Source organism: Pseudomonas sp. MM213 (assembly GCF_020423045.1).
Lineage (GTDB): Bacteria > Pseudomonadota > Gammaproteobacteria > Pseudomonadales > Pseudomonadaceae > Aquipseudomonas > Aquipseudomonas migulae.
Genome location: NZ_CP081943.1, coordinates 2,934,088 through 2,958,514, shown reverse-complemented (window position 1 = coordinate 2,958,514; position 24,427 = coordinate 2,934,088). Strand labels below are relative to the sequence as shown.

At 60.4% G+C, this 24,427-nt stretch carries 22 protein-coding genes, 4 tRNA genes and 1 pseudogene; 17 read left to right on the top strand and 10 right to left on the bottom strand.

Features of this window, described 5'->3' with window-relative positions:
* Positions 1-19 precede the first annotated feature (19 nt).
* The 5 genes from K5R88_RS13410 (at position 20) to K5R88_RS13390 (ending at position 4,330) form a co-directional block, all read left to right on the top strand.
* Positions 20-826, top strand: a complete 807-nt coding sequence (locus K5R88_RS13410) for an alpha/beta fold hydrolase (protein WP_008029305.1) — start codon at positions 20-22, stop codon at positions 824-826.
* Entirely contained in the window at positions 823-1,677 is an 855-nt protein-coding gene (locus K5R88_RS13405; RefSeq protein WP_008029303.1) for an alpha/beta hydrolase, read from the top strand. Before K5R88_RS13410 ends, K5R88_RS13405 begins: the two co-directional genes overlap by 4 nt.
* 50 nt (positions 1,678-1,727) lie before the next feature.
* The gene (locus K5R88_RS13400) at positions 1,728-2,387 is read left to right on the top strand and encodes a glutathione S-transferase family protein (RefSeq protein WP_008029301.1); all 660 of its coding nucleotides are present in this window, start codon (positions 1,728-1,730) and stop codon (positions 2,385-2,387) included.
* Positions 2,388-2,395: 8 nt separating this feature from the next.
* Positions 2,396-3,202, top strand: coding sequence for a DUF4892 domain-containing protein (locus K5R88_RS13395; protein WP_226300102.1), 807 nt, complete (start codon positions 2,396-2,398; stop codon positions 3,200-3,202).
* 72 nt (positions 3,203-3,274) lie between these two features.
* Complete coding sequence (locus K5R88_RS13390) at positions 3,275-4,330, top strand: AI-2E family transporter (protein WP_207286463.1); 1,056 nt, start codon at positions 3,275-3,277, stop codon at positions 4,328-4,330.
* Between the two features lie 126 nt (positions 4,331-4,456).
* On the opposite strand, the gene xopAW is transcribed toward K5R88_RS13390, so the two are convergent.
* The 3 genes from xopAW to K5R88_RS13375 form a co-directional block, all read right to left on the bottom strand.
* Positions 4,457-5,341 carry a XopAW family type III secretion system calcium-binding effector gene (gene xopAW / locus K5R88_RS13385; protein ID WP_226300101.1) on the bottom strand — a complete coding sequence of 295 codons (885 nt, stop codon included), beginning with the start codon at positions 5,339-5,341 and terminating at the stop codon, positions 4,457-4,459.
* A gap of 136 nt (positions 5,342-5,477) precedes the next feature.
* The gene (locus K5R88_RS13380; RefSeq protein ID WP_226300100.1) at positions 5,478-6,524 is read right to left on the bottom strand and encodes a sensor histidine kinase; all 1,047 of its coding nucleotides are present in this window, start codon (positions 6,522-6,524) and stop codon (positions 5,478-5,480) included.
* Positions 6,524-7,282, bottom strand: coding sequence for a response regulator (locus K5R88_RS13375; RefSeq protein ID WP_008029291.1), 759 nt, complete (start codon positions 7,280-7,282; stop codon positions 6,524-6,526). Before K5R88_RS13375 ends, K5R88_RS13380 begins: the two co-directional genes overlap by 1 nt.
* 293 nt (positions 7,283-7,575) lie before the next feature.
* Here K5R88_RS13375 and pyrF point away from each other — a divergent pair, with 293 nt between their 5' ends.
* Positions 7,576-8,274: an orotidine-5'-phosphate decarboxylase gene (gene pyrF, locus K5R88_RS13370; protein WP_167362965.1), complete on the top strand. Its 699-nt coding sequence runs from the start codon at positions 7,576-7,578 to the stop codon at positions 8,272-8,274.
* 116 nt (positions 8,275-8,390) lie between these two features.
* Here pyrF and K5R88_RS13365 read toward each other — a convergent pair whose 3' ends face one another.
* A complete protein-coding gene (locus K5R88_RS13365) occupies positions 8,391-9,395 on the bottom strand; it encodes an NADP-dependent oxidoreductase (protein ID WP_192227925.1) in 1,005 nt (334 codons plus the stop codon).
* 236 nt (positions 9,396-9,631) lie between these two features.
* Here K5R88_RS13365 and K5R88_RS13360 point away from each other — a divergent pair, with 236 nt between their 5' ends.
* From K5R88_RS13360 to K5R88_RS30940, 4 genes and pseudogenes are all read left to right on the top strand, one after another.
* Positions 9,632-10,393, top strand: coding sequence for an SDR family oxidoreductase (locus tag K5R88_RS13360; protein WP_008041586.1), 762 nt, complete (start codon positions 9,632-9,634; stop codon positions 10,391-10,393).
* A gap of 181 nt (positions 10,394-10,574) precedes the next feature.
* Positions 10,575-11,957 (top strand): aminotransferase-like domain-containing protein, encoded by a 1,383-nt coding sequence (locus K5R88_RS13355; protein WP_226300099.1) that lies wholly within the window; start codon positions 10,575-10,577, stop codon positions 11,955-11,957.
* Between the two features lie 108 nt (positions 11,958-12,065).
* Positions 12,066-13,121 (top strand): annotated as a pseudogene (locus tag K5R88_RS30945) (methyl-accepting chemotaxis protein); the annotation flags it as partial.
* 27 nt (positions 13,122-13,148) lie between these two features.
* Positions 13,149-14,030 (top strand): methyl-accepting chemotaxis protein, encoded by an 882-nt coding sequence (locus tag K5R88_RS30940; protein ID WP_411737737.1) that lies wholly within the window; start codon positions 13,149-13,151, stop codon positions 14,028-14,030.
* Positions 14,031-14,790: 760 nt separating this feature from the next.
* Here the strand turns inward: K5R88_RS30940 and K5R88_RS13345 are convergent.
* Positions 14,791-15,549 carry a hypothetical protein gene (locus K5R88_RS13345; RefSeq protein WP_032832315.1) on the bottom strand — a complete coding sequence of 253 codons (759 nt, stop codon included), beginning with the start codon at positions 15,547-15,549 and terminating at the stop codon, positions 14,791-14,793.
* A gap of 393 nt (positions 15,550-15,942) precedes the next feature.
* Here K5R88_RS13345 and K5R88_RS13340 point away from each other — a divergent pair.
* The 4 genes from K5R88_RS13340 (at position 15,943) to K5R88_RS13325 (ending at position 16,357) form a co-directional block, all read left to right on the top strand.
* A tRNA-Glu gene (locus K5R88_RS13340) sits at positions 15,943-16,018 on the top strand.
* Between the two features lie 4 nt (positions 16,019-16,022).
* Positions 16,023-16,098, top strand: a tRNA-Gly gene (locus K5R88_RS13335).
* A 104-nt stretch (positions 16,099-16,202) separates the two neighbouring features.
* Positions 16,203-16,278: transfer RNA gene (locus K5R88_RS13330), tRNA-Glu, on the top strand.
* 3 nt (positions 16,279-16,281) lie between these two features.
* Positions 16,282-16,357 (top strand) — tRNA-Gly (locus K5R88_RS13325).
* Positions 16,358-16,471: 114 nt separating this feature from the next.
* Here the strand turns inward: K5R88_RS13325 and K5R88_RS13320 are convergent.
* The 3 genes from K5R88_RS13320 to K5R88_RS13310 all read right to left on the bottom strand — a co-directional run bounded on the left by K5R88_RS13320 (position 16,472) and on the right by K5R88_RS13310 (position 18,603).
* Positions 16,472-17,113, bottom strand: coding sequence for a LysE family translocator (locus K5R88_RS13320; protein WP_008032957.1), 642 nt, complete (start codon positions 17,111-17,113; stop codon positions 16,472-16,474).
* 1 nt (position 17,114) lies between these two features.
* A complete protein-coding gene (locus K5R88_RS13315; protein ID WP_008036716.1) occupies positions 17,115-17,885 on the bottom strand; it encodes a 2OG-Fe(II) oxygenase in 771 nt (256 codons plus the stop codon).
* Positions 17,886-17,976: 91 nt separating this feature from the next.
* Positions 17,977-18,603, bottom strand: a complete 627-nt coding sequence (locus K5R88_RS13310; RefSeq protein WP_223556571.1) for an alanyl-tRNA editing protein — start codon at positions 18,601-18,603, stop codon at positions 17,977-17,979.
* A 91-nt stretch (positions 18,604-18,694) separates the two neighbouring features.
* Between K5R88_RS13310 and K5R88_RS13305 the strand changes: the two genes are divergently transcribed.
* Positions 18,695-19,693, top strand: coding sequence for a LysR family transcriptional regulator (locus tag K5R88_RS13305; protein ID WP_192227921.1), 999 nt, complete (start codon positions 18,695-18,697; stop codon positions 19,691-19,693).
* 165 nt (positions 19,694-19,858) lie between these two features.
* On the opposite strand, the gene K5R88_RS13300 is transcribed toward K5R88_RS13305, so the two are convergent.
* Both K5R88_RS13300 and K5R88_RS13295 read right to left on the bottom strand, forming a co-directional pair.
* A complete protein-coding gene (locus K5R88_RS13300; RefSeq protein ID WP_008032949.1) occupies positions 19,859-20,266 on the bottom strand; it encodes a PA2817 family protein in 408 nt (135 codons plus the stop codon).
* Between the two features lie 74 nt (positions 20,267-20,340).
* The gene (locus tag K5R88_RS13295; protein WP_223450375.1) at positions 20,341-22,788 is read right to left on the bottom strand and encodes an acyl-CoA dehydrogenase; all 2,448 of its coding nucleotides are present in this window, start codon (positions 22,786-22,788) and stop codon (positions 20,341-20,343) included.
* Between the two features lie 249 nt (positions 22,789-23,037).
* Here K5R88_RS13295 and K5R88_RS13290 point away from each other — a divergent pair, with 249 nt between their 5' ends.
* Complete coding sequence (locus tag K5R88_RS13290) at positions 23,038-23,697, top strand: transglutaminase-like domain-containing protein (protein ID WP_226300098.1); 660 nt, start codon at positions 23,038-23,040, stop codon at positions 23,695-23,697.
* Positions 23,698-23,740: 43 nt separating this feature from the next.
* A complete protein-coding gene (locus K5R88_RS13285) occupies positions 23,741-24,364 on the top strand; it encodes a glutathione S-transferase family protein (RefSeq protein ID WP_223450378.1) in 624 nt (207 codons plus the stop codon).
* Positions 24,365-24,427 lie beyond the last annotated feature (63 nt).

Below are 24,427 nucleotides of genomic sequence, written 5' to 3'. Positions count from 1 at the left end.
GTTTGATGGAACGACCGGTATGTCGCAGCAGATATTTTTCGCCCACGCCAATGGGTTCCCTTCCGGGACCTACGGCAAGTTGTTCGCGGCGCTGGCGCCCGAGTATCAGGTGACGCATCTGGAGCAGCATGCCCATGACCCGCGTTTCCCGGCGGATGACAACTGGCACAACCTGGTGGACGAGCTGATTCATCACCTCAAGCAACAGGCGGAACCGGTGTGGGGCGTCGGCCATTCCTTCGGCGGCGTGCTGCACCTGCATGCGGCATTGCGTTGTCCCGAGCTGTATCGCGGCGTGGTGATGCTCGATTCACCGGTGCTGACCCGCGCCGATCAATGGGTGATCCTCGCGGCCAAGCGTTTCGGTTTTATCGACCGCCTGACCCCGGCCGGCCGCACATTGGGACGGCGCGAAGAGTTCGCCGATATCGAGAGTGCCCGCCGTTATTTCGCCGGTAAAACGCTGTTTCGCGGTTTCGACCCTGAATGTTTCGACGCTTACCTGCAACACGGCCTGCATCAGGTCGGCGACAAACTGCGTCTGCGTTTCGATCCCGCCACGGAAATCAGCATCTACCGGGGCGTTCCCCACACCAGTCCCGGTCGCGCACGGCAACTGAAAGTGCCGCTGGCGGTGGTGCGTGGGCACAAAAGCCGAGTGGTGATGCGCCATCACGCCAATTCTGTCGGGCGCATGCCGTTGGGCGAATCCCTGACCATGCCCGGCGGCCACATGTTTCCCCTCGAACGTCCCCAGGACACCGCCACGCTGCTGAAAAACCTGTTCAGCCGCTGGGACGCTCGTCATCAGCAGGATTGCGCATGAACCATGCCGTCGAGGAAGTTCGCCTGAGCCTGCCGCACATTGAGCTGGCAGCGCACCTGTTCGGCCCCGAAGACGGCTTGCCGGTGATTGCCTTGCACGGCTGGCTGGACAACGCCAACAGCTTTGCCCGGTTGGCGCCGAAGCTCAAAGGGCTGCGCATCATCGCGCTGGACATGGCCGGTCACGGTCATTCCGGGCATCGCCCGACGGGTGCCGGCTACGCGATGTGGGATTACGCCCATGACGTGCTGCAAGTCGCCGAACAGCTGGGCTTGAAGCGTTTTGCGCTGATGGGGCACTCCATGGGGGCGATCGCTTCGTTGATCATCGCCGGGTCGCTGCCGGAGCGGGTTACGCATCTGGCGTTGATCGACGGCATCATTCCTCCTACAGACAAAGGCGAAAATGCTGCCGAGCGCATGGGCATGGCCCTGCAAGCGCAACTGGACCTGCGAGAGAAAAGCAAACCGGTCTACAACACCCTTGATCGCGCCATCGAAGCGCGTATGAAAGGCCTGGTGGCGGTCAGTCGCGAGGCCGCCGAACTGCTGGCGCAACGCGGCTTGATGCCAGTGCCGGGCGGTTACACCTGGCGCACCGATAGCCGTCTGACGCTGCCATCGCCGCTGCGTCTGACCACCGAACAAGCCATGGCCTTCGTCCAGCGCGTCAGTTGTCCTGCGCTGCTGGTCGTCGCGGCCGACGGGATGCTCGCCAAACATCCCGAGTTGCTGGAGCGTCTACCCTTTAGCCGTGAACAGCTGCCTGGCGGTCATCATTTGCACCTGAATGACGAATCCGGTGCCGACCTTGTCGCAGACTGTTTCAATCGGTTCTTCGCCGTTCCTTGACTTGCGCCGGGCAACTGTCGAGGCTGGGCGGGTTGAAATGGGAGACAACCATGATAGATCTCTACACCGCTGCGACCCCGAATGGCCACAAGGTCTCTATCGTGCTCGAGGAACTCGGCCTGCCCTACACGGTGCATGCGTTGAGTTTCGACAAAAAGGAACAGAAGTCCGCGGACTTCCTCAAGATCAACCCCAATGGCCGGATCCCGGCGATTGTCGACCGCGCCAACGGCGATTTTGCCGTGTTCGAATCCGGCGCCATCCTGATTTATCTGGCAGAACTGAGCGGCAAGCTGTTGCCCAAGGACCCGAAGGGGCGCTCGGTGGTGCTGCAGTGGCTGATGTTCCAGATGGGTGGAATCGGTCCGATGCAGGGCCAGGCCAACGTGTTTTTCCGTTACTTTCCGGAAAAGCTCCAGGGCGCCATCGACCGTTATCAGCATGAAACCCGACGCCTGTATGAAGTGCTCGACACGCGCCTGCAAGACGTAGAGTTTCTGGCGGACGAATACAGCATTGCCGACATCGCGACCTATCCGTGGGTCCGTGGTCACGAGTGGTCCGGTGTGGCAGTGGACGGCTTGTCTGCATTGCAACGCTGGATGGCGACGATGGCGGCGCGTCCGGCGGTGCAGCGCGGTTTGCTGGTGCCCGAGCGCATCGACGACGCCAGTGTCGTCAAGGGTGCCCAGGCCATGCTGATCCGATGAGCCTGTCCATGCGATCACTCAGTCTGCTAATGCTGTGTTGTTTCAGTCCTTCTCTGTTTGCCGCCGATGTGCCGGGCAGTCAGGACCTGCCGATCGTGCCGCGCCTGGCCGACTCGCAGATCGTCGACTTTCGCCCGACCGCTGAACTCGAACGGATCTACCCGCTGGGTTCGATCCGCAAGATCAGCGGGCAGTTGCGCTTCGACGGTCAGGTCAGCGCCCGCGGCCAAACCACCTCGGTGACCTACGAGCTGCCTGCGGAGCATTCCTCCACCGAAGCCTTCACTGCCGCTCGCGAAGCCTTGCAGAGGCAGGACGCCCAGTTGCTGTTCTGGTGCCAGGCCCGCGATTGCGGCGAGAGCAGCCTGTGGGCCAATGAGGTCTTCGGCAATGCCAAACTCTATGGGGCCGACGATCAGCAGGCCTACCTGTTGTTGCGTCTGGCGGCGCCGCGGGACAACACCCTGGTGGCGCTTTACAGCATCACTCGCGGCAATCGCAAAGCCTATTTGCACGTCGAGCAGTTCGACGCCGCAGCGCCGCTGGGTGATTTGCTGCCGACTTCCGCCACCTTGCTTCGAGAACTCAAGAGCACCGGCGAGCTCGATTTCCCCAAGCTGACCGGCGACCCTGACGATACCTGGCTGCGCCTGATCTCCCGTGGACTGAACCTGGACACCACGTTGCGGGTCAGTGTGTCCGGGCCGAAGGCCGAAGCCTGGCGCCAGGCCCTGATCGGCCAGGGTGTGCGTACGGCCAGGATGGAAACCGGCAGCGTCGAAGGCTCTGGCCTGCACATCGAACTGTTGCGATAAGCTGTGGCAGGCGGACGTGCTTGCCGCGTTCGCCTACTCTTATTGGCTGACTGACATTTTTTCGAGACGTGGATGATCAATAACGATCGACTGTTGGTGCAGATCCTGCTGCTGGTGCTGTTTGGCGCGAGCTTCTGGGTGATGGCGCCGTTCTGGTCGGCCATGTTCTGGGGCGCGGTGCTTGCGTTCGCCAGTTGGCCGCTGATGCGCTTGCTGACCCGTTGGCTCAATGGGCGAGAATCCCTGGCGGCGGCATTGCTGACCCTCGGCTGGATGTTGCTGGTGGCGGTGCCGCTGGTGTGGCTGGGTTTCAACCTCGCGGACCATGTGCGTGATGCCACGGCGTTTATCAAGGACGTGCAGATGGATGGCCTGCCCGAGGCGCCGGCATGGCTGGGCAGTATTCCTTTGGTGGGCGCGCGTCTGGTGGTGATCTGGAACAGCATCGATCAGCAGGGCGCGGCGATGATGGTGTCGCTCAAACCTTATCTGGGGCAGGTCGGCAACTGGTTGCTGGCGCGCAGTGCACAGATTGGCGGCGGCATTCTCGAGCTGACACTCAGCATTGTGTTCGTGTTCTTTTTCTACCGGGACGGGCCGCGTTTGGCGGCGTTTGTCCATGGGCTGCTGCAACGGTTGATCGGTGACCGCGCCGGTTATTACATCGAACTGGTGGCGGGTACGGTGCAACGGGTGGTGAACGGCGTGATCGGGACTGCGGCGGCGCAAGCGGTGCTGGCGCTGATCGGCTTCCTGATTGCCGGGGTGCCGGGGGCGCTGGTGCTGGGCATCGTCACCTTCTTGCTGAGCCTGATTCCCATGGGGCCACCGCTGGTGTGGATTCCGGCCACGGCGTGGCTCGCCTGGAAGGGCGAATACGGGATGGCGGTGTTCCTTGGAATGTGGGGGACGTTCATCATCAGTGGGGTCGACAACGTGCTCAAGCCTTACCTGATCAGTCGTGGCGGCAATTTGCCGTTGGTGATCGTGCTGTTGGGCGTGTTTGGCGGGTTGATTGCGTTCGGGTTCATCGGTCTGTTTATCGGACCGACGTTGCTGGCCGTGGCATACAGCCTGTTGACCGACTGGAGCAAGAGTCAGGCGCGGGTGGAAGATCGCCGACCGTGAGTTTTTGTGTTGAGGCGAATGACCCCTTCGCGGGCAAGCCTCGCTCCTACAGGTATTGTGTCGCTCACAAATGCCTCGAACGACACAATACCTGTAGGAGCGAGGCTTGCCCGCGAAGCCTTTGCCTTAGCTTGTAACGTTCAGGTACTTGCCTACCGTCGCCACCTTGTCGAGCGAGTACTGCTTGCTCAGGTTAGCGATCATTTTGTTCAGCGCTTCAGTCACGTTCGCCTGATCGGTTGCGCTGTTGCTGTTTTTCTCGCGACCGGCCTGCAACGCGGCTTCCAATTCGTCGCTGCTGACGCCGCCACTGCTGTCGCTGTCCAGCACCTTGAGCAACGCGGCGCTGGTGTCGCTGCTGGTGGTTGACGTGCTGCTGGCCTGCAACGCACTGCTCAATTCGCCGGCGCTGACACTGCCGTCGCTGTCCGCGTCGAGTTGGCTGAACAATTCGTCACTGGACACCTGTTGCGGAGGTGGCGGCGGCGGGGCGAGGCTGGCGGCGAGTTCGTCCTTGCTGACGACGCCGTCTTCGTTTTTATCCAGCGCCGAAAAAATCTCTGTGCTGTCGGCACTGCTGCCGGCGTTGGTCAGGCCGCTGCTCAGCTCATCGCTGCTGATGGCGCCGTCACTGTCGGTGTCCAGTGCGCTGATCAGCGCGTCGGCCAGTTCGCTGTTGGGTGCCTGATCACGCGGTGGTGGTGGTGGTGGTGGTGGTGGTGGTGGTGGTGGTGGTGGTGGCGGTGGTGCCATCGCAGCCATTTCTTCGCTGCTCAGGCTGCCACTGTCGTCACTGTCCAGATCGGCGAAGTTCTTGCTCAGGCTGACCAGCAAACCGTCCTCGGTTTTCTGTGACAGAGCGCTGGTGAGCTCGTCCTGATCCACCGAACCGTCGCTGTTGGTGTCGAGCCTGGCGAGCAGTTCTTTCTGGAATTGCTGGCTGCGAGCATTGCTGGTTGTGGTGCTGCTGGTGCTGGTATAGCTCGTGTAGTTGCTGACGCTACCGATCATTGGGCTCACTCCCTGGAATGGAAAACCGGTGGGTGCACCGGCTTATGCAGCCTCAAGGAGCAAGTTGTCGTGGGTATGTGGGGTTTGTACCGATTGGTACACACAGGTCTCGGGTCAGGCTCAGAACCTGTGGGGCTCAGGTGCGGGGCAACCAGATAACGGCGGTCAAACCGCCACCAGGCGTTTCTTCCAGATTCAATTGACCACCCAATCGTTCAGCTGCCTCACGGGCAATGGTCATGCCCAGACCGACACCGCCGGAGTTGCGGTTGCGCGAACCTTCCAGGCGGAAGAACGGTTCAAACACGGCTTCACGTTTATCTGCCGCAATCCCCGGCCCATGGTCGATGACCCGGATCACCAGGTGTTCGCGATTATCCTCAAGCACGATCTGCGCTTGCCCGGCATAACGCAGTGCGTTATCCAGCAGATTGTTGATGCACGAGCGCAACGCCATCGGCTGCACTTGCAACGGTGCGCAATGGCCGCTGGCCTGGACATCGGAGCCCTGGTCCTGGGCGTTTTCACTCAAGGATTCGACCAGCGCCTGCACGTCCATCCACTGTGGTGCCTCACTGGTACGCTGCTCGTGCAGGTAGGTGAGGGTGGCGTCGAGCATGCTGATCATGTCGTCCAGATCCTGGCGCATCTGGCCTTGCAGTTTGTCGTCGTCGATCTGTTCCAGCCGCAGCTTGAGGCGTGACAGCGGCGTGCGCAGGTCGTGGGACACCGCGCCGAGCATCCGCGAACGCTGCTGCATCTGTTCGATGATGCGTTTTTGCATCAGGTTGAAGGTGTAGGCCGCTTGCCGGGCCTCCCGTGGGCCGGACTCATCCAGCGGCGGGCTGTCGAGGTTCTCGCTCAGGCGCTCGGCGGCGTCGCTCAGGCGCTGGATCGGCCGACTCAACAGTTTGGCGCCGTACCAGGCGGCGATGATCAGCGAAATCAGCTGGAAGGTAAGTGGCACCAGCGGCCCGCCGAACCATGGCCGTGGTGGCCGGTTTTCGAAACGCGGGTCCGGCGGCGGGCGCGGTCCGTCGAAGCCTTGGGCGAACTCGGGCGGGGGCGGCGGAGGTGGGCCGTAATGATGAAACCAGGCAAACGCCAGCAGATGCGCCAGGATGATCGCCACCAGCAGCACGCCAAACAGGCGACCGAACAGCGTATCGAAGCGCGCACGCATCAGCCGATGTCTCGTGCATCGAACAAGTAACCCTCGCCGCGAACGGTTTTGATCAACTGTGGGGCTTTCGGGTCGTCCCCGAGTTTCTGGCGCAGACGCGAAACCAGCAGGTCGATGCTGCGATCAAAGGCTTCTATCGAACGACCGCGCGCCGCATCCAGCAGTTGTTCACGGCTGAGCACCCGGCGCGGACGTTCGATGAACACCCAGAGCAAGCGGAACTCGGCGTTGGACAGCGGCACCACCAGGCCATCCGCCGCGATCAACTGGCGCAGCACGCTGTTCAGGCGCCAGTTGTCGAAGCGAATATTCGCACGCTGTTCGGTGCGATCGTCGCGCACCCGACGCAGAATGGTCTGAATCCGTGCGACCAGCTCCCGTGGTTCGAACGGTTTGGCCATGTAATCGTCGGCGCCCAGTTCCAGGCCGATGATCCGGTCGGTGGGTTCGCAACGCGCGGTGAGCATCAGGATCGGAATGTCCGATTCGGCGCGCAACCAGCGGCACAGCGACAGACCGTCTTCGCCGGGCAGCATCAGGTCGAGCACCACCACGTCGAAATGCTCCGCTTGCAGCGCCAGGCGCATGGCCGCGCCATCGGTGACGCCGCTGGCGTGGATGTTGAAGCGGGCCAGGTAGTCGATCATCAGTTCGCGGATCGGGACGTCATCGTCGACGATCAGGGCGCGAATGCTCCAGCGTTTGTCATCGCCGGGCGCTTTTTGATCGTCGTTCACAGGTGCGTGGGTGTTGTGCATGCGTGCGTTCATCTGCCAGGTAGGCTGCCAACCACAAAGATGGGCTGCGAGGTTGTGGCTTCAGCATAGGCGTCCGGCCCGGAGGCGGGAAGTGCTGTAAGGACGTGTTGCGGCTGCCAAGGGTAGCGGGGAAGGGTGTTGTGGGCGTGTCGTGAGTGTATCGGTCTCGACACAATCGGCGAAAGGGCTAGGCTTGGCTGAGCGCCGACGACGATTTACCGATCATCGGGTCCCGCAGCCGCGCTGGTTCCGCTACAATGCGCGCCGATTTCGTCCTGCCTGAGAGCCCGCACATGTCCGTCTGCCAGACTCCTATCATCGTCGCCCTGGATTTCCCCACCCGTGACGCCGCACTGAAGCTGGCCGACCAGTTGGACCCGAAGCTGTGCCGGGTCAAAGTCGGCAAGGAACTGTTCACCAGCTGCGCGTCGGAAATCGTCGGCACCTTGCGCGACAAGGGTTTCGAAGTGTTCCTGGACCTCAAGTTCCACGACATCCCGAACACCACCGCCATGGCGGTAAAAGCCGCGGCGGAAATGGGCGTGTGGATGGTCAACGTGCACTGCTCCGGTGGTCTGCGCATGATGGCTGCTTGCCGTGAAGTGCTCGATCAGCGTACCGGCCCGAAACCGCTGCTGATTGGCGTGACCGTGCTGACCAGCATGGAGCGTGAAGATCTGGCCGGCATCGGTCTGGACATCGAACCGCAGGAGCAAGTGTTGCGCCTGGCTGCGCTGGCGGAAAAAGCCGGGATGGACGGTCTGGTGTGCTCGGCGCTGGAAGCCCAGGCCTTGAAATCGGCTCACCCGTCGTTGCAACTGGTGACCCCGGGGATTCGTCCGGCGGGCAGCGCCCAGGACGATCAGCGCCGCATTCTGACGCCGCGTCAGGCACTGGATGCCGGTTCCGATTACCTGGTGATCGGCCGTCCGATCAGCCAGGCGGCGGATCCGGCCAAGGCATTGGCTGACGTCGTAGCCGAAATCGCGTAATCACCTTTGTAGGAGCCGGCTTGCTGCGGGCGGCGTTCCGACGATCGCATCACCGCGGTGTTTCAGACAAACCACAGTGATGCTATCGCCAGCAAGCCGGCTCCTACAGGTTGGTGTTAAACCTTCAACACCAACTTGCCGAAATTCTCGCCGCTGAATAACTTCATCAGCGTCTCCGGGAACGTCTCCAGCCCTTCGACAATGTCTTCCTTGCTCTTGAGCTGCCCCTTGGCCATCCACCCGGCCATTTCCTGCCCGGCCGCTGCGAACTGCGCGGCGTAGTCCATCACCACAAAGCCTTCCATGCGTGCGCGGTTAACCAGCAGCGACAAATAGTTGGCCGGCCCTTTGACCGCTTCCTTGTTGTTGTACTGGCTGATGGCGCCGCAGATCACCACCCGTGCCTTCAGGTTGAGACGGCTCAGCACGGCGTCGAGAATATCGCCGCCGACGTTATCGAAATACACGTCCACACCTTTCGGGCATTCGCGCTTGAGGCCGGCGACGACGTCTTCGCTCTTGTAATCGATGGCACCGTCAAAACCCAGTTCGTCGATCAGGAACTTGCACTTGTCCGCGCCGCCCGCGATGCCGATCACGCGGCAGCCTTTGATCTTGGCGATCTGCCCGGCGATGCTGCCTACCGCACCGGCCGCGCCGGAAAGCACCACGGTGTCACCTTCCTTTGGTGCGCCGACATCGAGCAGGGCGAAGTAGGCCGTCATCCCGGTCATGCCCAGCGCGGACAAGTAACGTGGCAGCGGTGCCAGTTTCGGATCGACTTTATAGAAGCCGCGCGGCTCGCCGAGGAAGTAATCCTGCACACCCAGGGCGCCGTTGACGTAGTCCCCGACCGCAAACCCCGGATGGCTGGACGCCACGACTTTGCCTACGCCCAGTGCGCGCATGACTTCGCCGATACCGACTGGCGGGATGTAGGACTTGCCCTCGTTCATCCAGCCACGCATGGCCGGGTCCAGGGACAGGTATTCGTTTTTGACCAGGATCTGACCCGTGGCCGGTTCGCCGACCGGGACTTGCTGATAGGTAAATGTCTCGCGGGTCGCCGCGCCCACCGGACGTTTGGCGAGCAGGAACTGGCGATTGGTCTGGGTAGTCATGACAGGCACTCAAGATGAATGAAGCCTTGTTGATAGACCTTCATGGACGACCCCGCAAGTTTGGCTGATGCGGCGAATGCACATCGATCCAGTGCAGTGATAGTCGGTCCGGTGGTTTTATCACTGCAACTCATGGTCGCTTAACCGGGCTTCTGATAGTGCTGCCGCGCGGGTCGTGCCTGTGGCTAGACTGGTCGCACGCTAACTTGCACATTCTTCACTTCGAGGGCATCACAATGAGCATGACGTTTTCCGGCCAGGTCGCTGTAGTCACGGGCGCCGCCAATGGTATCGGCCGCGCGACCGCCCAAGCGTTCGCCGCCGAAGGGTTGAAAGTGGTGGTGGCCGACATGGACACCGCAGGCGGTGAAGGCACCGTGGCGCTGATTCGTACGGCGGGCGGCGAAGCGACCTTCGTGCGTTGCAACGTCACCCTGGAAAGCGATGTAAAAAATCTGATGGACGAAGTGGTGAATACTTACGGCCGTCTCGACTACGCCTTCAATAACGCGGGCATTGAAATCGAGAAAGGCAAACTGGCCGAAGGCACGGTCGACGAATTCGACGCGATCATGGGCGTCAACGTCAAAGGCGTCTGGCTGTGCATGAAGTATCAGTTGCCGTTGTTGCTGGCTCAGGGCGGTGGCGCGATCGTCAACACGGCGTCGGTGGCTGGCCTCGGTGCCGCGCCGAAGATGAGCATCTATGCGGCGTCGAAGCACGCGGTGATCGGCCTGACCAAATCGGCGGCAATCGAATACGCCAAGAAAAAGATTCGCGTGAACGCGGTGTGCCCGGCGGTGATCGACACCGACATGTTCCGCCGCGCCTATGAAGCGGATCCGAAGAAGGGCGAGTTCGCCAGCGCCATGCACCCGGTGGGTCGCATCGGCAAGGTCGAAGAAATCGCCAGTGCCGTGCTGTACCTGTGCAGCGACGGTGCCGCGTTCACCACCGGTCATTCGCTGGCGGTGGACGGTGGCGTCACGGCGTTCTGAAGCCTGGCCATGCACCGCAAGAAAACCCGCCACGTGTGCGGGTTTTTTTTGCCTGGGGAATGGCTCGGGCAATGTGTTTCAAATGGTTAGATCCGTGAGTTTTGGCGGCGTTGTCGCACAGCCCATCCCGCGTTGCTGTGATTAACTGTTTTCCGCGAAACAAACAGGAGTTTGCTTGCTCATGGAATTGAGAATCGATCGACAGGCAATGGTGCCGGTCGTACAGCAAATCGTCGACGCACTGGCTTGCTGGCTGCGTCAGAGCGAAATAGAGGCTGGGACGCGTCTGCCTTCTGCGCGGCAAATCGCACGGGTCAACTTGCTCAGTCAGACCAGCGTCGTTGAGGCCTGTGAGCGGCTGGTGGCTCAAGGCATGCTGGCGCCACGTCATGGCGCGGGGTTCGTCGTCGCAACCCCGGCGTTGGTCGCTGCGGACTCGCCGTGGTCAGAAGGTACAGAGGTCAATTCACGCAGCAGGGAGAGTGAGCTGCCGCTGGGGAGTGGCGGGCTCCCCGAAAGCTGGCGTGAAACCGACGACCTGAGCTACGCGATCCGTGAGGTCAGTCGCACGGACATGGCTGCGCTGTTCAACTACGGCACGCCGTTGGGTTTGCGGGCGTTGCGTCAGCAAATCCTCAAGCGCCTGAGGCTGCTGGATATCGCCGCAGAAGAAAGTCGAATCATGACAACGGCGGGCGCCAGTCAGGGGCTTGACCTGATCGTGCGCACCTTGCTCAAGCCAGGTGATTGCGTGGTGGTAGAAAGCCCCGGTTACTCCTTGCTGTTCGAGTTGCTCAGGCTGCGGGGTGTCAACATGCTTGAGGTACCGCGCACGCCGCGCGGGCCGGACATCGAAGCGCTCACGGTACTGCTGCGGGAGAACAAGCCCCGGGCATTGTTCATCAACAGCTTCTATCACAACCCGACGGGCAGCAGCCTGGCGCCGGCGGTGGCGGAGCGGGTCCTGCAACTGGCGAAAACCCATGGCGCGCTGGTGATCGAAGACGATGTCTACGCGGATTTGCACAGTGGCCCGGGCGTGCGGCTCGCTGCCCTGGAGACCGATGACAACGTGATTTACCTCGGCAGCTATTCCAAGATTCTCAGCAGTTCGTTGCGGGTCGGCTTTGTAGTGGCTGGCGCGGAAGTCATATCGAGACTGGCCGAGGTCAAGAGGATCAGCAGCCTGGGTACTTCCGGGTTTTGCGAGTCGGTGCTGGCCTGCCTGTTGGCGAGCGGTGCCTATCGCAAGTTGGTGCTGCGCCTGCGGCAGCGTCTGAGCGGTGACCGAGAGGCCGCATTGCAGATGCTGGAAGACGCCGAGTGGGAGGTCTTCGGCAAACCCGCCGGGGGCCTGTTCATCTGGGCGCGATCGCGCAAGTCCGACTACGCTCACCTGCGGATTCAGGCTCGACGCCACGGTGTCCTGCTGTCTTGCGCGACAGCCTTCAGTCCTGCCGGCGAGGCCGGTGACTGGCAGCGTATCAATGTGGCCTATGCCTGTGATCCGCGAGCCCGGGCGTTTTTTCAGGCCACCGCTTTGAATCGACCTCAAGCGTTCTGAAAACGACGTTGGCGTAGCTTTTTGCCATTATTCCGACGCCAGAGACTTGTGTTGACACAGGCCCGTTGCGAATCTGCGTTAACAGACTATGTCAGGGGACTAAGTGCAATGATTTCGGCCGTGCAAGGACGTTTTGCCAACCTCGGTATGGCAAAAAAACTGGGTGTCGGGTTTCTGCTGGTGCTGCTGTTGACAGCCCTGGTGGCGGCCATCGGCGTATGGTCCCTGCAAACCATCAGCCAGCGCTTCGACGGGCTCAAACAGATGTCGTCGCTCAACAGTGGCCTGCTCAAGGTGCGGTTGCTTGAGCAGGAATACGCCTTGCACGGCAACCCGAAAATCGTCACTGCGTTGCACGAGGGCGTTGAAGGCCTGGTCGTCCTGGCGAATCAGCTCAAGGCGCAATCACCGGCCAACGTTCCGGTGATGAACGACGTCGAGCAATCGCTGGGAGCTTATCGCAAGGCGTTTGACGAATTTGTCTCGCTGAGTCAGGCCAAGGACCTGGCGCTGGAAATGGCCAGTTGGTCGGTGTCCAGCGTGGCCAACAACCTTGATGTGTTGCAGGCCGGTCTCGCCGACGATGGCGCTTATACCTTGAAGGACTCCGAGGGCAAGGACGGTAGCCAGTTCATCGAACAGGCCAATCAGGTCAGCCAGGTATCGCGGCTGATGTTGCAAGCCATGAACGAGGCGCGCGTGCGTCTGGACCAGAGCCGCAAGGGCGATGACAGTGCCAGCCAGGGCAAGATCGAGCAGGCCGACCAGGCGCTGGCTCAGGCCGAGCAGTTGAAAACCACGGTCAAGGACGAGGGCTATCAGACGGTCCTCAATGAGGTGGTCGGGCACATTGGCGGTTTCAGCGAAAAACTTGCCGAGTACACCGGCCTGCTGGCCCAGGAAAAAACCGTCTATGAACAGCTGCATCAGCGCGCCGCGCAGGTGGTGGAGCGGGTGGATCAGGCCTATGTTGCCGAAGACCAGTCGATGCAGGCCGAGCTGAAAAAGAATTCGCTGCTGATTATCGGTTCATCGGCCCTGGCCTTGCTGGTCGGGCTGATCGCGGCGTGGGTGATTACCCGATTGATCGTGGGGCCGTTGCGCAGTGTGATCCGTGTGGCTCAGCAGATTGCCGCGGGCGATTTGAGTGCGACGGTTGAAGTGACCCGCCGGGACGAGATAGGCCAGCTGATGCAGGCCATGCAGCAAATGGGCGCGGGGCTCAGCAGCATTGTCAGCGGTTTGCAGGCGGGCATTGAGCAATTGGCCAGTTCCGCGCAATCGCTGTCGGCGGTGACCGAACAGACCAATCTTGAAGTCAGCAGTCAGAAAGAAGAAACCGAGCAGGTCGCAACTGCAATGAACCAGATGACCGCCACCGTGCACGATGTTGCACGTAACGCGGAAGAAGCTGCCCAGGCTGCGCAGACGGCGGACGACAAGGTCGAAAGTGGCCAGGTGGTCGTGCGCCAGAGCATGGCGCGGATCGAGCAGCTGGCCGACTCGGCGTCCTCGGCCAGTTCCAGCATCGAGAGCCTGAGTGCGGAGATTCAGAATATTGGCACGGTGCTCAGCGTGATCAAGAGTGTGGCCGAGCAGACGAACCTGTTGGCGCTGAACGCGGCCATCGAGGCGGCACGGGCCGGCGAGCAGGGCAGGGGGTTTGCGGTGGTTGCCGATGAAGTGCGGGCCTTGGCGAAGCGGACTCAGCAATCGACCGAGGAGATTGAACGTCTGGTCAGTGCCTTGCGTTCGGCGGCGCAGTCGTCGGTGCATCAGATTCAGAGCAGTGGCGAGTTGGTGAAACTGGCGGTCAGTGATGCGCTTCAGACCGAAAGTGCCTTGGGCAGTATTGCTGCGGCGGTGTCGTTGATTCAGCAGATGAACCAGCAGATTGCAGCGGCTGCCGAGGAGCAGAGTTCTGTGGCTGAGGAGATCAATCGCAGTGTGACCAGTATTCGTGCGAGTGCGGATCAGTCTTCGTTGGCGATGCAGGGGAATGCGGCGTCGAGTATCGAGTTGGCGCAGTTGGGGGTTGAGTTGAAGGGGATGGTCGGGCATTTCCGGCTCTGACAGGTCTGGCCCTTGTAGGAGCCGGCTTGCTGCGGGCGGCGTTCCGGCGATGGCGGCCTGACAGCCGACCTATCTCTTGTTGGTGTACATATCCATTCTTGGTGTAACGGCCGCTCACGGTTTCGCCCTTACGGCGAGTCCCTTTTGGCAAACGCCCCAAAAGGAACCAAAAGGTCTCGCCCCGGCGTCCGGCCCCTCGCTAAGGCTCGGCGTTCCCTCGCTCCGGTCCTGCTCCGTGGGCCCGCCGCGATCGGCCATCCCTGGCCGTGCGCGGCTAACCCGGCATCCATGCCGGGTTACCCACTGCGCAGAACCTCCACTCAGCCTCCCGAAGGGGCGCTCAGATCAAAAGCGGAAGGCGAGCTAACGCTCGGCCTGATGAGTGGTGAAAATCAAAAGCAAACGCGATCCCCTGTAGGAGCCGGCTTGCTGGCGATGGCGGCCTGACAACCGACCTGATTCTCACGGATGTACCATGCCCTCTGTAGGAGCCGGCTTGCTGCGGGCGGCGTTCCGACGATGGCGGCCTGACTACCGACCTGATTCTCGCGGATGTACCACGCCCTTTGTAGGAGCCGGCTTGCTGGCGATGGCGGCCTGACTACCGACCTGATTCTCGCGGATGTGCCACGCCCTTTGTAGGAGCTGGCTTGCCAGCGATGACGGCCTGACAGCCGCCCAATCTTCCCCGGATGTACCCGCCGCTAAAACCCAACGCAAAAAAAAGCCACCTTGTCGGTGGCTCTTCATCTTTGCGTGATCAGTCGTAAATCACTCTCTTCTTCCAGTCCGCATCCGCCTCGACGTCTTTGAGGCCTTCGGTCAATTGGTTCACTTCGCCTTCAGCCGGCGCAGTTTTGTCCATGACTTGTGCATTCGCACGGGCCAGGAGCTTTTCCAGGTATTCGAGTTGTTCGGCGTAGACCTGTGGTTCCTGTTGTTTGCGCAGGTATTGCACACCACGTTCGAACGCCAGGCGAGCCTGGCCAGGCTGGTTTTGTTGCAGGGCGTGCTGGCCGAGGTTGTTGAAGAATTCGATGTGCAACAGAACCAGGATGTGGCGAACTTCGCGGATCCAGCGTTTGGCTTCGTTGGTTGGCAGGAAACCGTCCTGTGCCGCGCGGGTGATCTGACCGTGCAGGGCCTCGAGCAGGAAGCGTACATCCTTGGCCTTGGCTTCGGTCTGGATCGGTGCCGGCGGGTTGTTGACCGGGATCGATTCGCCCTGCGCGACCAGGGTGTTCAGTTCGCTGATCCGCACCTTGAGGTTGGCGCTGGATTTTTCCAGATTCAACAGGCGCTGGCAGACGTTCAGTTCCAGGCGAGTCAACAACAGCTTGAGAGCCGGAGTCATCAGCTGGCCAGGGAACGTTTCGGTAATTTCGCCACAGCGACGCAGGCGGTCGTTGAGCTCAACCTTGGTGCGGGCCTTTTCCAGTTTGTTGTTTTCCACCACATGGTTCATGTACCCAATGGCGATCAATAGTGCGATCCCGGCTACGACTAGCAGGGTGATCATGAGTGGTGTCACCGGTAAGACCTCTTTATGGGATTCGCGTGCGAGTGTAGTGGCTTGGCAGGGGAGCGCATAGGGCCGCTCGACGGGTTGAAACGAACAGACTTATGCCTGTATCGACCGCAAACCTGCTTATATAAGTAATAGTGTGCTTGGTGCACATTGCCATCATCTGTTGCGTGGGTGGACTATAACGTCTTGGCGGGTGTCAGAATATAGGCGTCAAACACAGGGCGAGCAAAAAGCCGTATTCGCTGCTTAAAGCAGGGCGAAGTCATTGATTTAAATAAATTTATATCTGGGGGTTGACGACCCCTCAATCCATCCATAGAATGCGCGCCACTTACAGCGTAAAGCACACAGCGAAACGCGGTAGGGAGTGAATGTTGTACGTGTGTCCCCTTCGTCTAGTGGCCTAGGACACCGCCCTTTCACGGCGGTAACAGGGGTTCGAGTCCCCTAGGGGACGCCAATATGCGGGAATAGCTCAGTTGGTAGAGCACGACCTTGCCAAGGTCGGGGTCGCGAGTTCGAGTCTCGTTTCCCGCTCCAATTTTAAACAGCGTTGCTTTCGGGCAGGGCTGAGTGAAACCAGAACCAAGTCTTCGGATGCGGGTCTGGGCACCGAAACACACACCATGTGTTCCGGGCAGCGTGTCCCCTTCGTCTAGTGGCCTAGGACACCGCCCTTTCACGGCGGTAACAGGGGTTCGAGTCCCCTAGGGGACGCCATTTGCGGGAATAGCTCAGTTGGTAGAGCACGACCTTGCCAAGGTCGGGGTCGCGAGTTCGAGTCTCGTTTCCCGCTCCAAATTCACAAAAACGCCGCTCATTGAGCGGCGTTTTTGTTTGTGCAAAATTTATATCCAAGCCAAAAAAAAGGCCCGCCAGTCAGACTGAGCGGGCCTTTTGCGTGGGCGGGTTTTTACATCGACAGAATCAGGCGCCCGGCGAACAGGATCAGAATTACCCCCATGGTGCGTTCGAACCAATGCCCCATGCGCATGAATAGCACGCGCACCCGGCTGCTGGAGAAGAACAGGGCAACGATGACAAACCACAGTGCGTTCACGAAACACATCCAGAGGCCGTAAAGCGCCTGAATGTTCAGCGGGGTCGTGGCGCTGATGAGGGTGGTGAAGATCGCCAGGAAAAACAGCGTGGCCTTGGGATTGGTCGCGTTGGTCAGAAACCCGGTGGTGAACGCCTTCAGCAGCGTTTGTTCGACGACCGGCTCGTCGGCTTCTTTATCACCTTCCAGCGCGGATTTGGGCTTGCTGCGCAACAGGCTCACACCCAGGTACAAAATGTAGGCACCGCCGATGACCTTGGCCACAGTCAGCAGCCAGGGCGTGGTGTGCATCAGCGCGCCGACGCCAAGAAGGGTGTAAAGCACGTGCACGGAAATGCCCGCGCCAATGCCCAGCGCCGTACAGATACCTACCCACCGACCGAAACGCACGCTCTGGCGGATGGTGACCGCAAAATCCGGTCCGGGGGCGACCACGGCCAGAAAGTGAATTGTCGCCAGCGCCAGGAACTCGCCCAGGTAATTCGAAAACTGCATCTCAACTCCAGAAAGTAAGGGGGGAAGCATTGCCGCGATAGCCGACAAAGAAAGAAAGGCTCAGGCGCGGATCGGCCACGCCCGGTGTCACCGAGTGCATGCAGCGCGAATTGAACATGATGAAATCACCAGGTTGCGGAAGGACCTCCAGGATTGGAGCGCCGAGCAACGCCGGATCGATGCCGTAACTGTCGCCACGCATTTCGTCGAACTGGTCGGGAGAAATGTCGTGGTCCCACATCTGCAGCGCGCCGCCTTCGGTGGGCATGTTCAGGTAAACATTGCAGGCGAATTGCGCATCGAGGCTTCTGGCCTGGTAACTGTCGGGAGCGTCCTTGGCGAAGATGTCGTGGTGGGCCAGAAAACACACGCCGGGTTTCACCACTCGGGACAAGCCGACATACATCTTGCGGCCGTAGAGGTTTTCCAGATGCGCACCTGCCGGCCAGGACTCATCGAGCATGCAGCGTAGGGTGTCGACCGGGGACGAGTAGGGCGCGCAACGGTTGCGCAGTTCCGCGATGTTGCGCGTGGCGCGTTCGAAATAGTCTTCGATCAGCAGCGGCTGGTTTTCAGCCTCATAAAACGCCATGCCGATACGACCGATGCTCGGTGCGTTGATATAGCCTTCGAAACCGGGCTCGAGAATCTTGTCGCCGATCTGAATCGCCAGCGGTGGGGCCAGGAAACTTTTGACCCGGATGGCGAGGACTTCTTCGTTGGCCAGTTTTTTTATGCACGTCTCATCGAGACGCTCGACGTCAAGCATCATGGTTCAGGTCCATCTATCGGATAGTCAACGGAGCCCGCGAATGCAGGCCCCCCGGCGCCAGGCGATGCCGGAATCGGCATCGTCCAAATGCTCAGTCCACGCTGTAGTGGACTGACAGCGTTCCTTTCTTCTGCGAAACGGAAGCGATCGTGACCGTGCCCAATTCCTTCAGGCTACGTACATGGGTGCCGCCGCAGCCATAGGCGGGCAGTTCACCGAAACCGATTTCCCGGGCGCCTTCGCGCAACGATGTCAGGCGCGGCAGGTCGTGGGCGATCCATTGTTCTATGCCGGACTCGATGGTCCGGGCGTCAACCTCCTGCGCGCAATCCACCGGTTTGAACTGCACGCGTCCCTCGCCCGGCCAGTGATGCGCCTTGATCGGCATCCAGCCCATGGCCTGGACGATATGGCCGATCAAATGGCCGGCGGAATGCATTCGTGCGTTGAACTGGCGACGTTGCTCATCGATGCGAATCTGGGTCATGCCGAGAGGGACGGGGCGGTCGACGAAATGGATGATCCGGTCTGGGTCCTGGACCACGCGCAGTACCTGGCTTTCGCCGATCCAGCCGGTGTCAAAGGGTTGTCCACCGCCCTGAGGGTGGAAGAGTGTGGCGCGTAGCACCACAGCGAATTCGTTCTCGTGCGGCGTGCAATCGAGGACTTCCACGTTAGCCTTGAGGTCATCACTATGGAAAAAGAGGCGAAGCGTCATATTCCATGTCCTCATTAAAAATTTTGTTTTTTATTATATGAAGCGTGGAATTGCGTGATAATCCGTTCAAACATCAAAGGACTGTTGCGCTGTGAGCATAAATCTTCCTCTGCCGTTGCTCGGTGAAATGGCGATATTCGTCAAGGTTGTCGAGACCGGCAGTTTCTCCGAAGCGGCGCGTCAGCTGGGCTCTTCACCGTCGGCGGTCAGTCGCAGCATCTCGCGTCTGGAGAAGGCACTCGCCACGCGCCTGTTGCAACGCACCACGCGCAAACTGCGGCTGAGCGACGGAGGCGAGGAAGTATTCAAGCGTTGCCAGGAGATGGTCAGCGCAGCCAAGTCGGTGATGGAAATCAGCGGTCAGTTCACCCATGAAGCGGAAGGGCTGGTGCGAGTCAGCGTGCCCAAAGCCGTAGGACGATTCGTGATTCACCCGCATATGCCGGAATTTCTGCGGCGTTACCCCAAAGTGGATGTGGAACTGTTACTCGAAGACCGTCAGGTGGATTTGATCGACGACAACGTCGATCTGGCGATTCGTATCACTGATCGGCCGCCTGCCGGGCTGGTCGGGCGGCAGTTGCTGACCATCGACCATTTGCTCTGCGCCACCCCGCAGTACCTGGCCGAGCACGGTACGCCGACCCATCCCCATGACTTGCTCAACCACAGTTGCATCTACCTGGGCGAGACCCCGAGTGATGCGCGCTGGAAATTCAAGAAAGGCACCAAGGCCGTCACCGTCGGTGTGCGTGGGCGTTATGCCGCCAATCACACCGGTGTGCGACTGGGCGCAGTGTTGCAACACATCGGGATTGGCAGCCTGCCGTACTTCACCGCGCGTTATGCGCTGGAGCAGGGCTTGATTGTGCAGGTGTTGCCGGACTGGACGTTTCTGGCGTCGTACCACGGCGGGGCGTGGTTGCTGCATTCGCCGACCCGTTATATGCCGCCCAAGCTGCGGGTGTTGATCGACTATCTGGTGGAATGTCTTGGGAAGGAGCCGACGTTGAGCAAGCCGGGTAAACCCGGTGTGTTGGGAAAGGTCGCGGCGGAGTACGAATTGCCCGAAAGTGATGGGTTGCTCTGACGGGCCTCTTCGCGGGCAAGCCTCGCTCCTACGGTTTTTGTGCAGGACCTGTAGGAGCGAGGCTTGCCCGCGAAGGCGTCCGCCCAGACACCACATCACTGCGCAATGCCACAAAAAAGGCCCGCATGACTAACCATGCGGGCCTTTTGCATTTCTGACCGGGGATCAGTGCTTGCTGTCGTCGTTCGACATCGCCAGCAACTGCTTTTCCTGATTCCAGTCGAACGGTTCGTCGTTCTGTTCAGCTTCGAAGCGACGTTCTTCCAGCGCCTGATACAAGTCGATTTCATCATCGGGCATGTAGTGCAGGCAGTCACCGGCGAAATACCACAACAGGTCACGCGGGACCAGGTGAGCGATTTGCGGGTAACGGGTGATCACCTGGCACAGGATGTCCTGGCCCAGGTATTGGCTTTCGATCGGGTCGACCGGCAGCAACGCACGCAGTTCGTCGAAGCGCTCCAGGAACAAGGCATGGCTTTCTTCGGGAACCTGATCGGCCTCACCCACGGCGACCAGGATACTGCGCAGGTGGTCGAGCAAAACGAGATGATCGGCAACGATGTTGGACACGAGATAAGTCCTCAAGAGCAAAACGGGCGCGGGAGTATAAAGCTCCTGCGCCCTTTTTTACATCGCAAGCAGGATCAGCGGACCTTTCCTTCGGCCAGCTTCAGCTCTTCTTTGTCGAAATCATCGACATCGATCACCTTGCGCCGCGCCACTTCGGCATTGCGCAGGTTGTGCGCTTCCACCGGCTGCAACACACCAGCCTCCAGCGCGGCTTCGATAACGTTTTCCCCGGCGACCGGTTTGACCTGACCGCTTTTGAGCGCCATGTGGAGTTTTTTCTGCACCGGCTGCACCGCGTTCAACAGGTCACACGCGTGTTGCAGGGCGCCAACGGCGTCATCGGCCGACTGCGGACGGAAGCATCCGCCGAGCAGCTCTTCCAGGGTTGGATCGCCCTTGGCCCGGCCAATCACCGCGGCCACTTCTGCACCGAGTTTGTCCGACGGACCTTTGTGACGGCGACCGAGCGGGAACACAATCACCCGCAACAGGCAGCCCAAAACCTTGTTCGGGAAGTTGGTCAGCAATTCATCCAGCGCGCGTTCCGACTGACCAAGGCTTTCTTCCATGGCCCAGGTAAACAGCGGCGCCATGTGTTCCGGTGAGTCGAGATCGTGGTAACGCTTGAGCGCGGCGGAGGCCAGGTACAGGTTGCTGAGCACATCCCCCAGGCGTGCCGATAGACGTTCGCGCCGTTTCAGTTCACCGCCCAGCAACATCATGCTCAAGTCCGCGAGCAGGGCGAACGCAGCCGCCTGACGGTTGAGCGCACGGAAGTACCCCTGGCTGAGCTTGTCTCCCGGTGCATGTTCGAATTGACCAAAACCAAGGTTCAGCACCAGTGTGCTGGCAGCGTTGCTCACGGCGAAACCGATGTGCTTGAGCAGCAGGCCATCGAATTCGGTGAGGGCCTGATCCTTGTCTTCACGCCCGGCGAGAGCCATTTCTTTCAGGACGAATGGATGGCAGCGAATCGCCCCCTGGCCGAAGATCATCAAGTTGCGCGAGAGAATGTTCGCGCCCTCGACGGTGATGAAGATCGGCGCGCCATTCCAGTTGCGCCCGAGGTAATTGTTCGGCCCCATGATGATCGCCTTGCCGCCATGCACATCCATGGCGTGGCTGATGCACTCGCGACCACGTTCGGTAAGGTGGTACTTGAGAATCGCCGACAGCACCGACGGTTTCTCGCCGAGGTCCACCGCGTTGGCGGTGAGCATCCGCGCCGCATCCATCATCCAGGCGTTGCCGCCGATGCGCGCCATGGCTTCCTGAATACCTTCAAACGCCGACAACGGTACGTTGAACTGTTCACGAATCTGCGCGTATTGACCGGTCACCAGGCTGGTGAACTTCGCCGCGCCGGTGCCGACCGCAGGCAACGAAATCGAGCGCCCGACCGACAGGCAGTTCATCAGCATCATCCAGCCTTTGCCCAGCATGTCCTGGCCTCCGATGAGGAAGTCCAGCGGAATGAACACGTCCTTGCCGGAGTTCGGGCCGTTCATGAAGGCGGCACCCAATGGCAAGTGACGACGGCCGATCTCGACACCGGCGGTGTCGGTCGGGACCAGCGCGAGGCTGATGCCCAGATCCACTTCATCGCCCAGCAAGTGATCCGGGTCATACGCCTTGAAGGCCAGGCCGAGGAGGGTGGCGACCGGGCCGAGGGTGATGTAGCGCTTTTCCCAGTTCAGGCGCAGGCCGAGGGTTTCCTTGCCTTCCCATTCACCTTTGCAGATGACCCCGGTGTCGGGCATCGAGCCGGCATCGGAGCCGGCCAATGGTCCGGTCAAGGCGAAGCACGGGATGTCATCGCCACGCGCCAGTCGTGGCAGGTAATGGTTGCGTTGTTCGTCGGTGCCGTAATGCAGCAACAATTCAGCCGGGCCGAGGGAGTTGGGGACCATCACAGTAGACGCGAGGTCGCCGCTGCGGGTCGCCAGTTTCATCGCGACCTGGGAGTGGGCGTAGGCAGAAAAACCCTTGCCGCCGTATTCCTTGGGAATGATCAGCGCGAAGAAACCGTTTTCCTTAATGTGGGTCCAGGCTGCGGCCGGCAGGTCCATGTCCTGGCCGATCTGCCAGTCCGTGACCATCGCGCACAGCTCATCGGTCGGGCCGTCGATGAAGGCTTGTTCCTCTTCGGTCAGTTGAGCTTTGGGATAGGACAGCAGTTTGTCCCAGTCCGGGCGGCCGCTGAACAGTTCGCCGTCCCACCACACCGTGCCGGCGTCGATGGCATCGCGCTCGGTTTCCGACATCGGCGGCAGGGTTTTCTGGAACCAGTTGAACAGCGGCGCGCTGAAGTATTTGCGGCGCAGGTCGGGTAGCAACAAGGGGGCCGCCACCGCTGCGATCAACACCCACAGCACCAGCAGCAGCCAGCCAGGCGCACGACTGAAGGCCCCCATCGCCACCACATAAACGGCAACGATGCACAGGGCGGGTAGGGGGGCGATACGGCGGTGGGCTAAATACGCAATCCCGACAACCAGAACCAGTATCCACAACAGCAGCATATTTAATCCTCCGTGAAACCAGAGCAAAACCAACCTTCAGAGCTTAGACGGCATCCGCAAAACAGGGTGGTCAGAGCGAGGTGATTGAAATCGTGGGAAACCTTCGATGAGTTTTGTAGGACCGGTTGGCATCGGGCCGGGCAAATCGTTCGCCGGGCGGGCGGCAAAGCGTCCATGTTTGGCCGAAACGTCGTTATCTCTGTGCTGAACCTGTCGCTAGACTCGTGGCTTCCCCAGGAGATTGTCCTCATGCACGAGTATCTGCGTCCCGGCCGCTTCATCGATAGTGACCACCCGTCGGTGGTGGAGTTCGCCGAAAAACATCGCGGCAGTAACCGCGACTCGCTCGAGCAGGCGATCAATCTCTATTACGCGGTGCGCGAGGCCGTGCGTTACAACCCTTACACGTTCAGCCGCGATCCAGAGACCTTGCGCGGCAGTTATGCGCTGGCGACCGGTGAGAGTTATTGCGTGCCCAAGGCCACGCTGCTCGCCGGTGCGGCGCGGCATTGCGGGATTCCCGCGCGGATCGGTCTGGCGGATGTGCGCAATCACTTGTCGACCCCGCGTTTGCTGGAATTGCTCAAGAGTGACGTGTTCGCCATGCATGGTTATACAGAGCTGTACCTGAACGATCGCTGGGTCAAAGCCACGCCGGCGTTCAACCAGAAACTCTGCGAAATGTTCAACGTTGCGCCGCTGGAATTCGACGGGATCAACGACAGCGTTTTCCACCCGTTCAATCGTGACGGCGAGCAACTGATGGAGTACTTGATCGATCACGGTCAGTTCACCGATGTGCCGGAGGCGTTCTTTTTCGAACACCTGGAAAAGTGCTATCCGCACTTGTTCAGCGAACAGTTGCCGCCACTGTTGGGGGACATGCAGAGCGATTTGAGTCGCGGCTGATCCGGCGTATGCTGCCTGCGCATTCATCAATCAAGAGGCGGTCATGCTGAAGATCTGGGGTCGGAAAAATTCGTCGAATGTCAGAAAACCTTTGTGGGCCGCCGAAGAACTGGGCCTGGCCTATGAAGCCATCGATGCGGGCGGCGCCTTTGGTGTGGTCGATACGCCCGAGTATCGTGCGATGAATCCCAACGGTCGCGTTCCTGTGATTGAAGACGACGGCTTCGTGCTGTGGGAATCCAACTCCATCGTGCGTTACCTGATGGCTCGCCACGCCAACGACACCGCCTGGTATCCCTCGGACCTGAAAGCCCGCGCCACTGCCGACAAATGGATGGACTGGGCCACTTCAAGTTTTGCCGGGCCGTTCCGCACCGTGTTCTGGGGTGTCTTGCGCACACCGGCAGACCAGCAGGACTGGCCCGCCATCAACGCCGCAATCAAAGAGTGCAATGGCTTGCTGGCAATGGCCGATCAGGCACTGGCGGCCAAACCGTACTTGTCCGGCGATGAAATCGGCATGGGCGACATTCCCCTCGGCAGCTTCATTTATGCCTGGTTCGAGATGCCGATCGAGCGTGCCCCGCAGCCACATCTGGAGGCCTGGTATGCACGGCTGAAGCAGCGTGCGGCGTACAAGAAAGCCGTTATGACCGCGTTGACTTAATACTCACTATCGACACACTTGACTGTACTTGTGTGGCGGCGACAAGCACCATTGCGCTCATGC

Excerpts from the sequence above, each read along its gene's own strand:
- K5R88_RS13320 (WP_008032957.1), bottom strand. The coding sequence starts at position 17,113 with ATGCAGTTTTCGAATTACCTGGGCGAGTTCCTGGCGCTGGCGACAATT.
- K5R88_RS13295 (WP_223450375.1), bottom strand. The coding sequence starts at position 22,788 with ATGCTGCTGTTGTGGATACTGGTTCTGGTTGTCGGGATTGCGTATTTA.
- K5R88_RS13395 (WP_226300102.1), top strand. The coding sequence starts at position 2,396 with ATGCGATCACTCAGTCTGCTAATGCTGTGTTGTTTCAGTCCTTCTCTG.
- K5R88_RS30940 (WP_411737737.1), top strand. The coding sequence starts at position 13,149 with ATGCAGGCCATGCAGCAAATGGGCGCGGGGCTCAGCAGCATTGTCAGC.
- K5R88_RS13315 (WP_008036716.1), bottom strand. The coding sequence starts at position 17,885 with ATGATGCTTGACGTCGAGCGTCTCGATGAGACGTGCATAAAAAAACTG.
- xopAW (WP_226300101.1), bottom strand. The coding sequence starts at position 5,341 with ATGATCGGTAGCGTCAGCAACTACACGAGCTATACCAGCACCAGCAGC.
- K5R88_RS13355 (WP_226300099.1), top strand. The coding sequence starts at position 10,575 with ATGGAATTGAGAATCGATCGACAGGCAATGGTGCCGGTCGTACAGCAA.
- K5R88_RS13410 (WP_008029305.1), top strand. The coding sequence starts at position 20 with ATGTCGCAGCAGATATTTTTCGCCCACGCCAATGGGTTCCCTTCCGGG.
- K5R88_RS13365 (WP_192227925.1), bottom strand. The coding sequence starts at position 9,395 with ATGACTACCCAGACCAATCGCCAGTTCCTGCTCGCCAAACGTCCGGTG.
- K5R88_RS13310 (WP_223556571.1), bottom strand. The coding sequence starts at position 18,603 with ATGACGCTTCGCCTCTTTTTCCATAGTGATGACCTCAAGGCTAACGTG.
- K5R88_RS13380 (WP_226300100.1), bottom strand. The coding sequence starts at position 6,524 with ATGCGTGCGCGCTTCGATACGCTGTTCGGTCGCCTGTTTGGCGTGCTG.
- K5R88_RS13285 (WP_223450378.1), top strand. The coding sequence starts at position 23,741 with ATGCTGAAGATCTGGGGTCGGAAAAATTCGTCGAATGTCAGAAAACCT.
- K5R88_RS13405 (WP_008029303.1), top strand. The coding sequence starts at position 823 with ATGAACCATGCCGTCGAGGAAGTTCGCCTGAGCCTGCCGCACATTGAG.
- K5R88_RS13345 (WP_032832315.1), bottom strand. The coding sequence starts at position 15,549 with ATGATCACCCTGCTAGTCGTAGCCGGGATCGCACTATTGATCGCCATT.
- pyrF (WP_167362965.1), top strand. The coding sequence starts at position 7,576 with ATGTCCGTCTGCCAGACTCCTATCATCGTCGCCCTGGATTTCCCCACC.
- K5R88_RS13290 (WP_226300098.1), top strand. The coding sequence starts at position 23,038 with ATGCACGAGTATCTGCGTCCCGGCCGCTTCATCGATAGTGACCACCCG.
- K5R88_RS13360 (WP_008041586.1), top strand. The coding sequence starts at position 9,632 with ATGAGCATGACGTTTTCCGGCCAGGTCGCTGTAGTCACGGGCGCCGCC.
- K5R88_RS13400 (WP_008029301.1), top strand. The coding sequence starts at position 1,728 with ATGATAGATCTCTACACCGCTGCGACCCCGAATGGCCACAAGGTCTCT.
- K5R88_RS13390 (WP_207286463.1), top strand. The coding sequence starts at position 3,275 with ATGATCAATAACGATCGACTGTTGGTGCAGATCCTGCTGCTGGTGCTG.
- K5R88_RS13375 (WP_008029291.1), bottom strand. The coding sequence starts at position 7,282 with ATGCACAACACCCACGCACCTGTGAACGACGATCAAAAAGCGCCCGGC.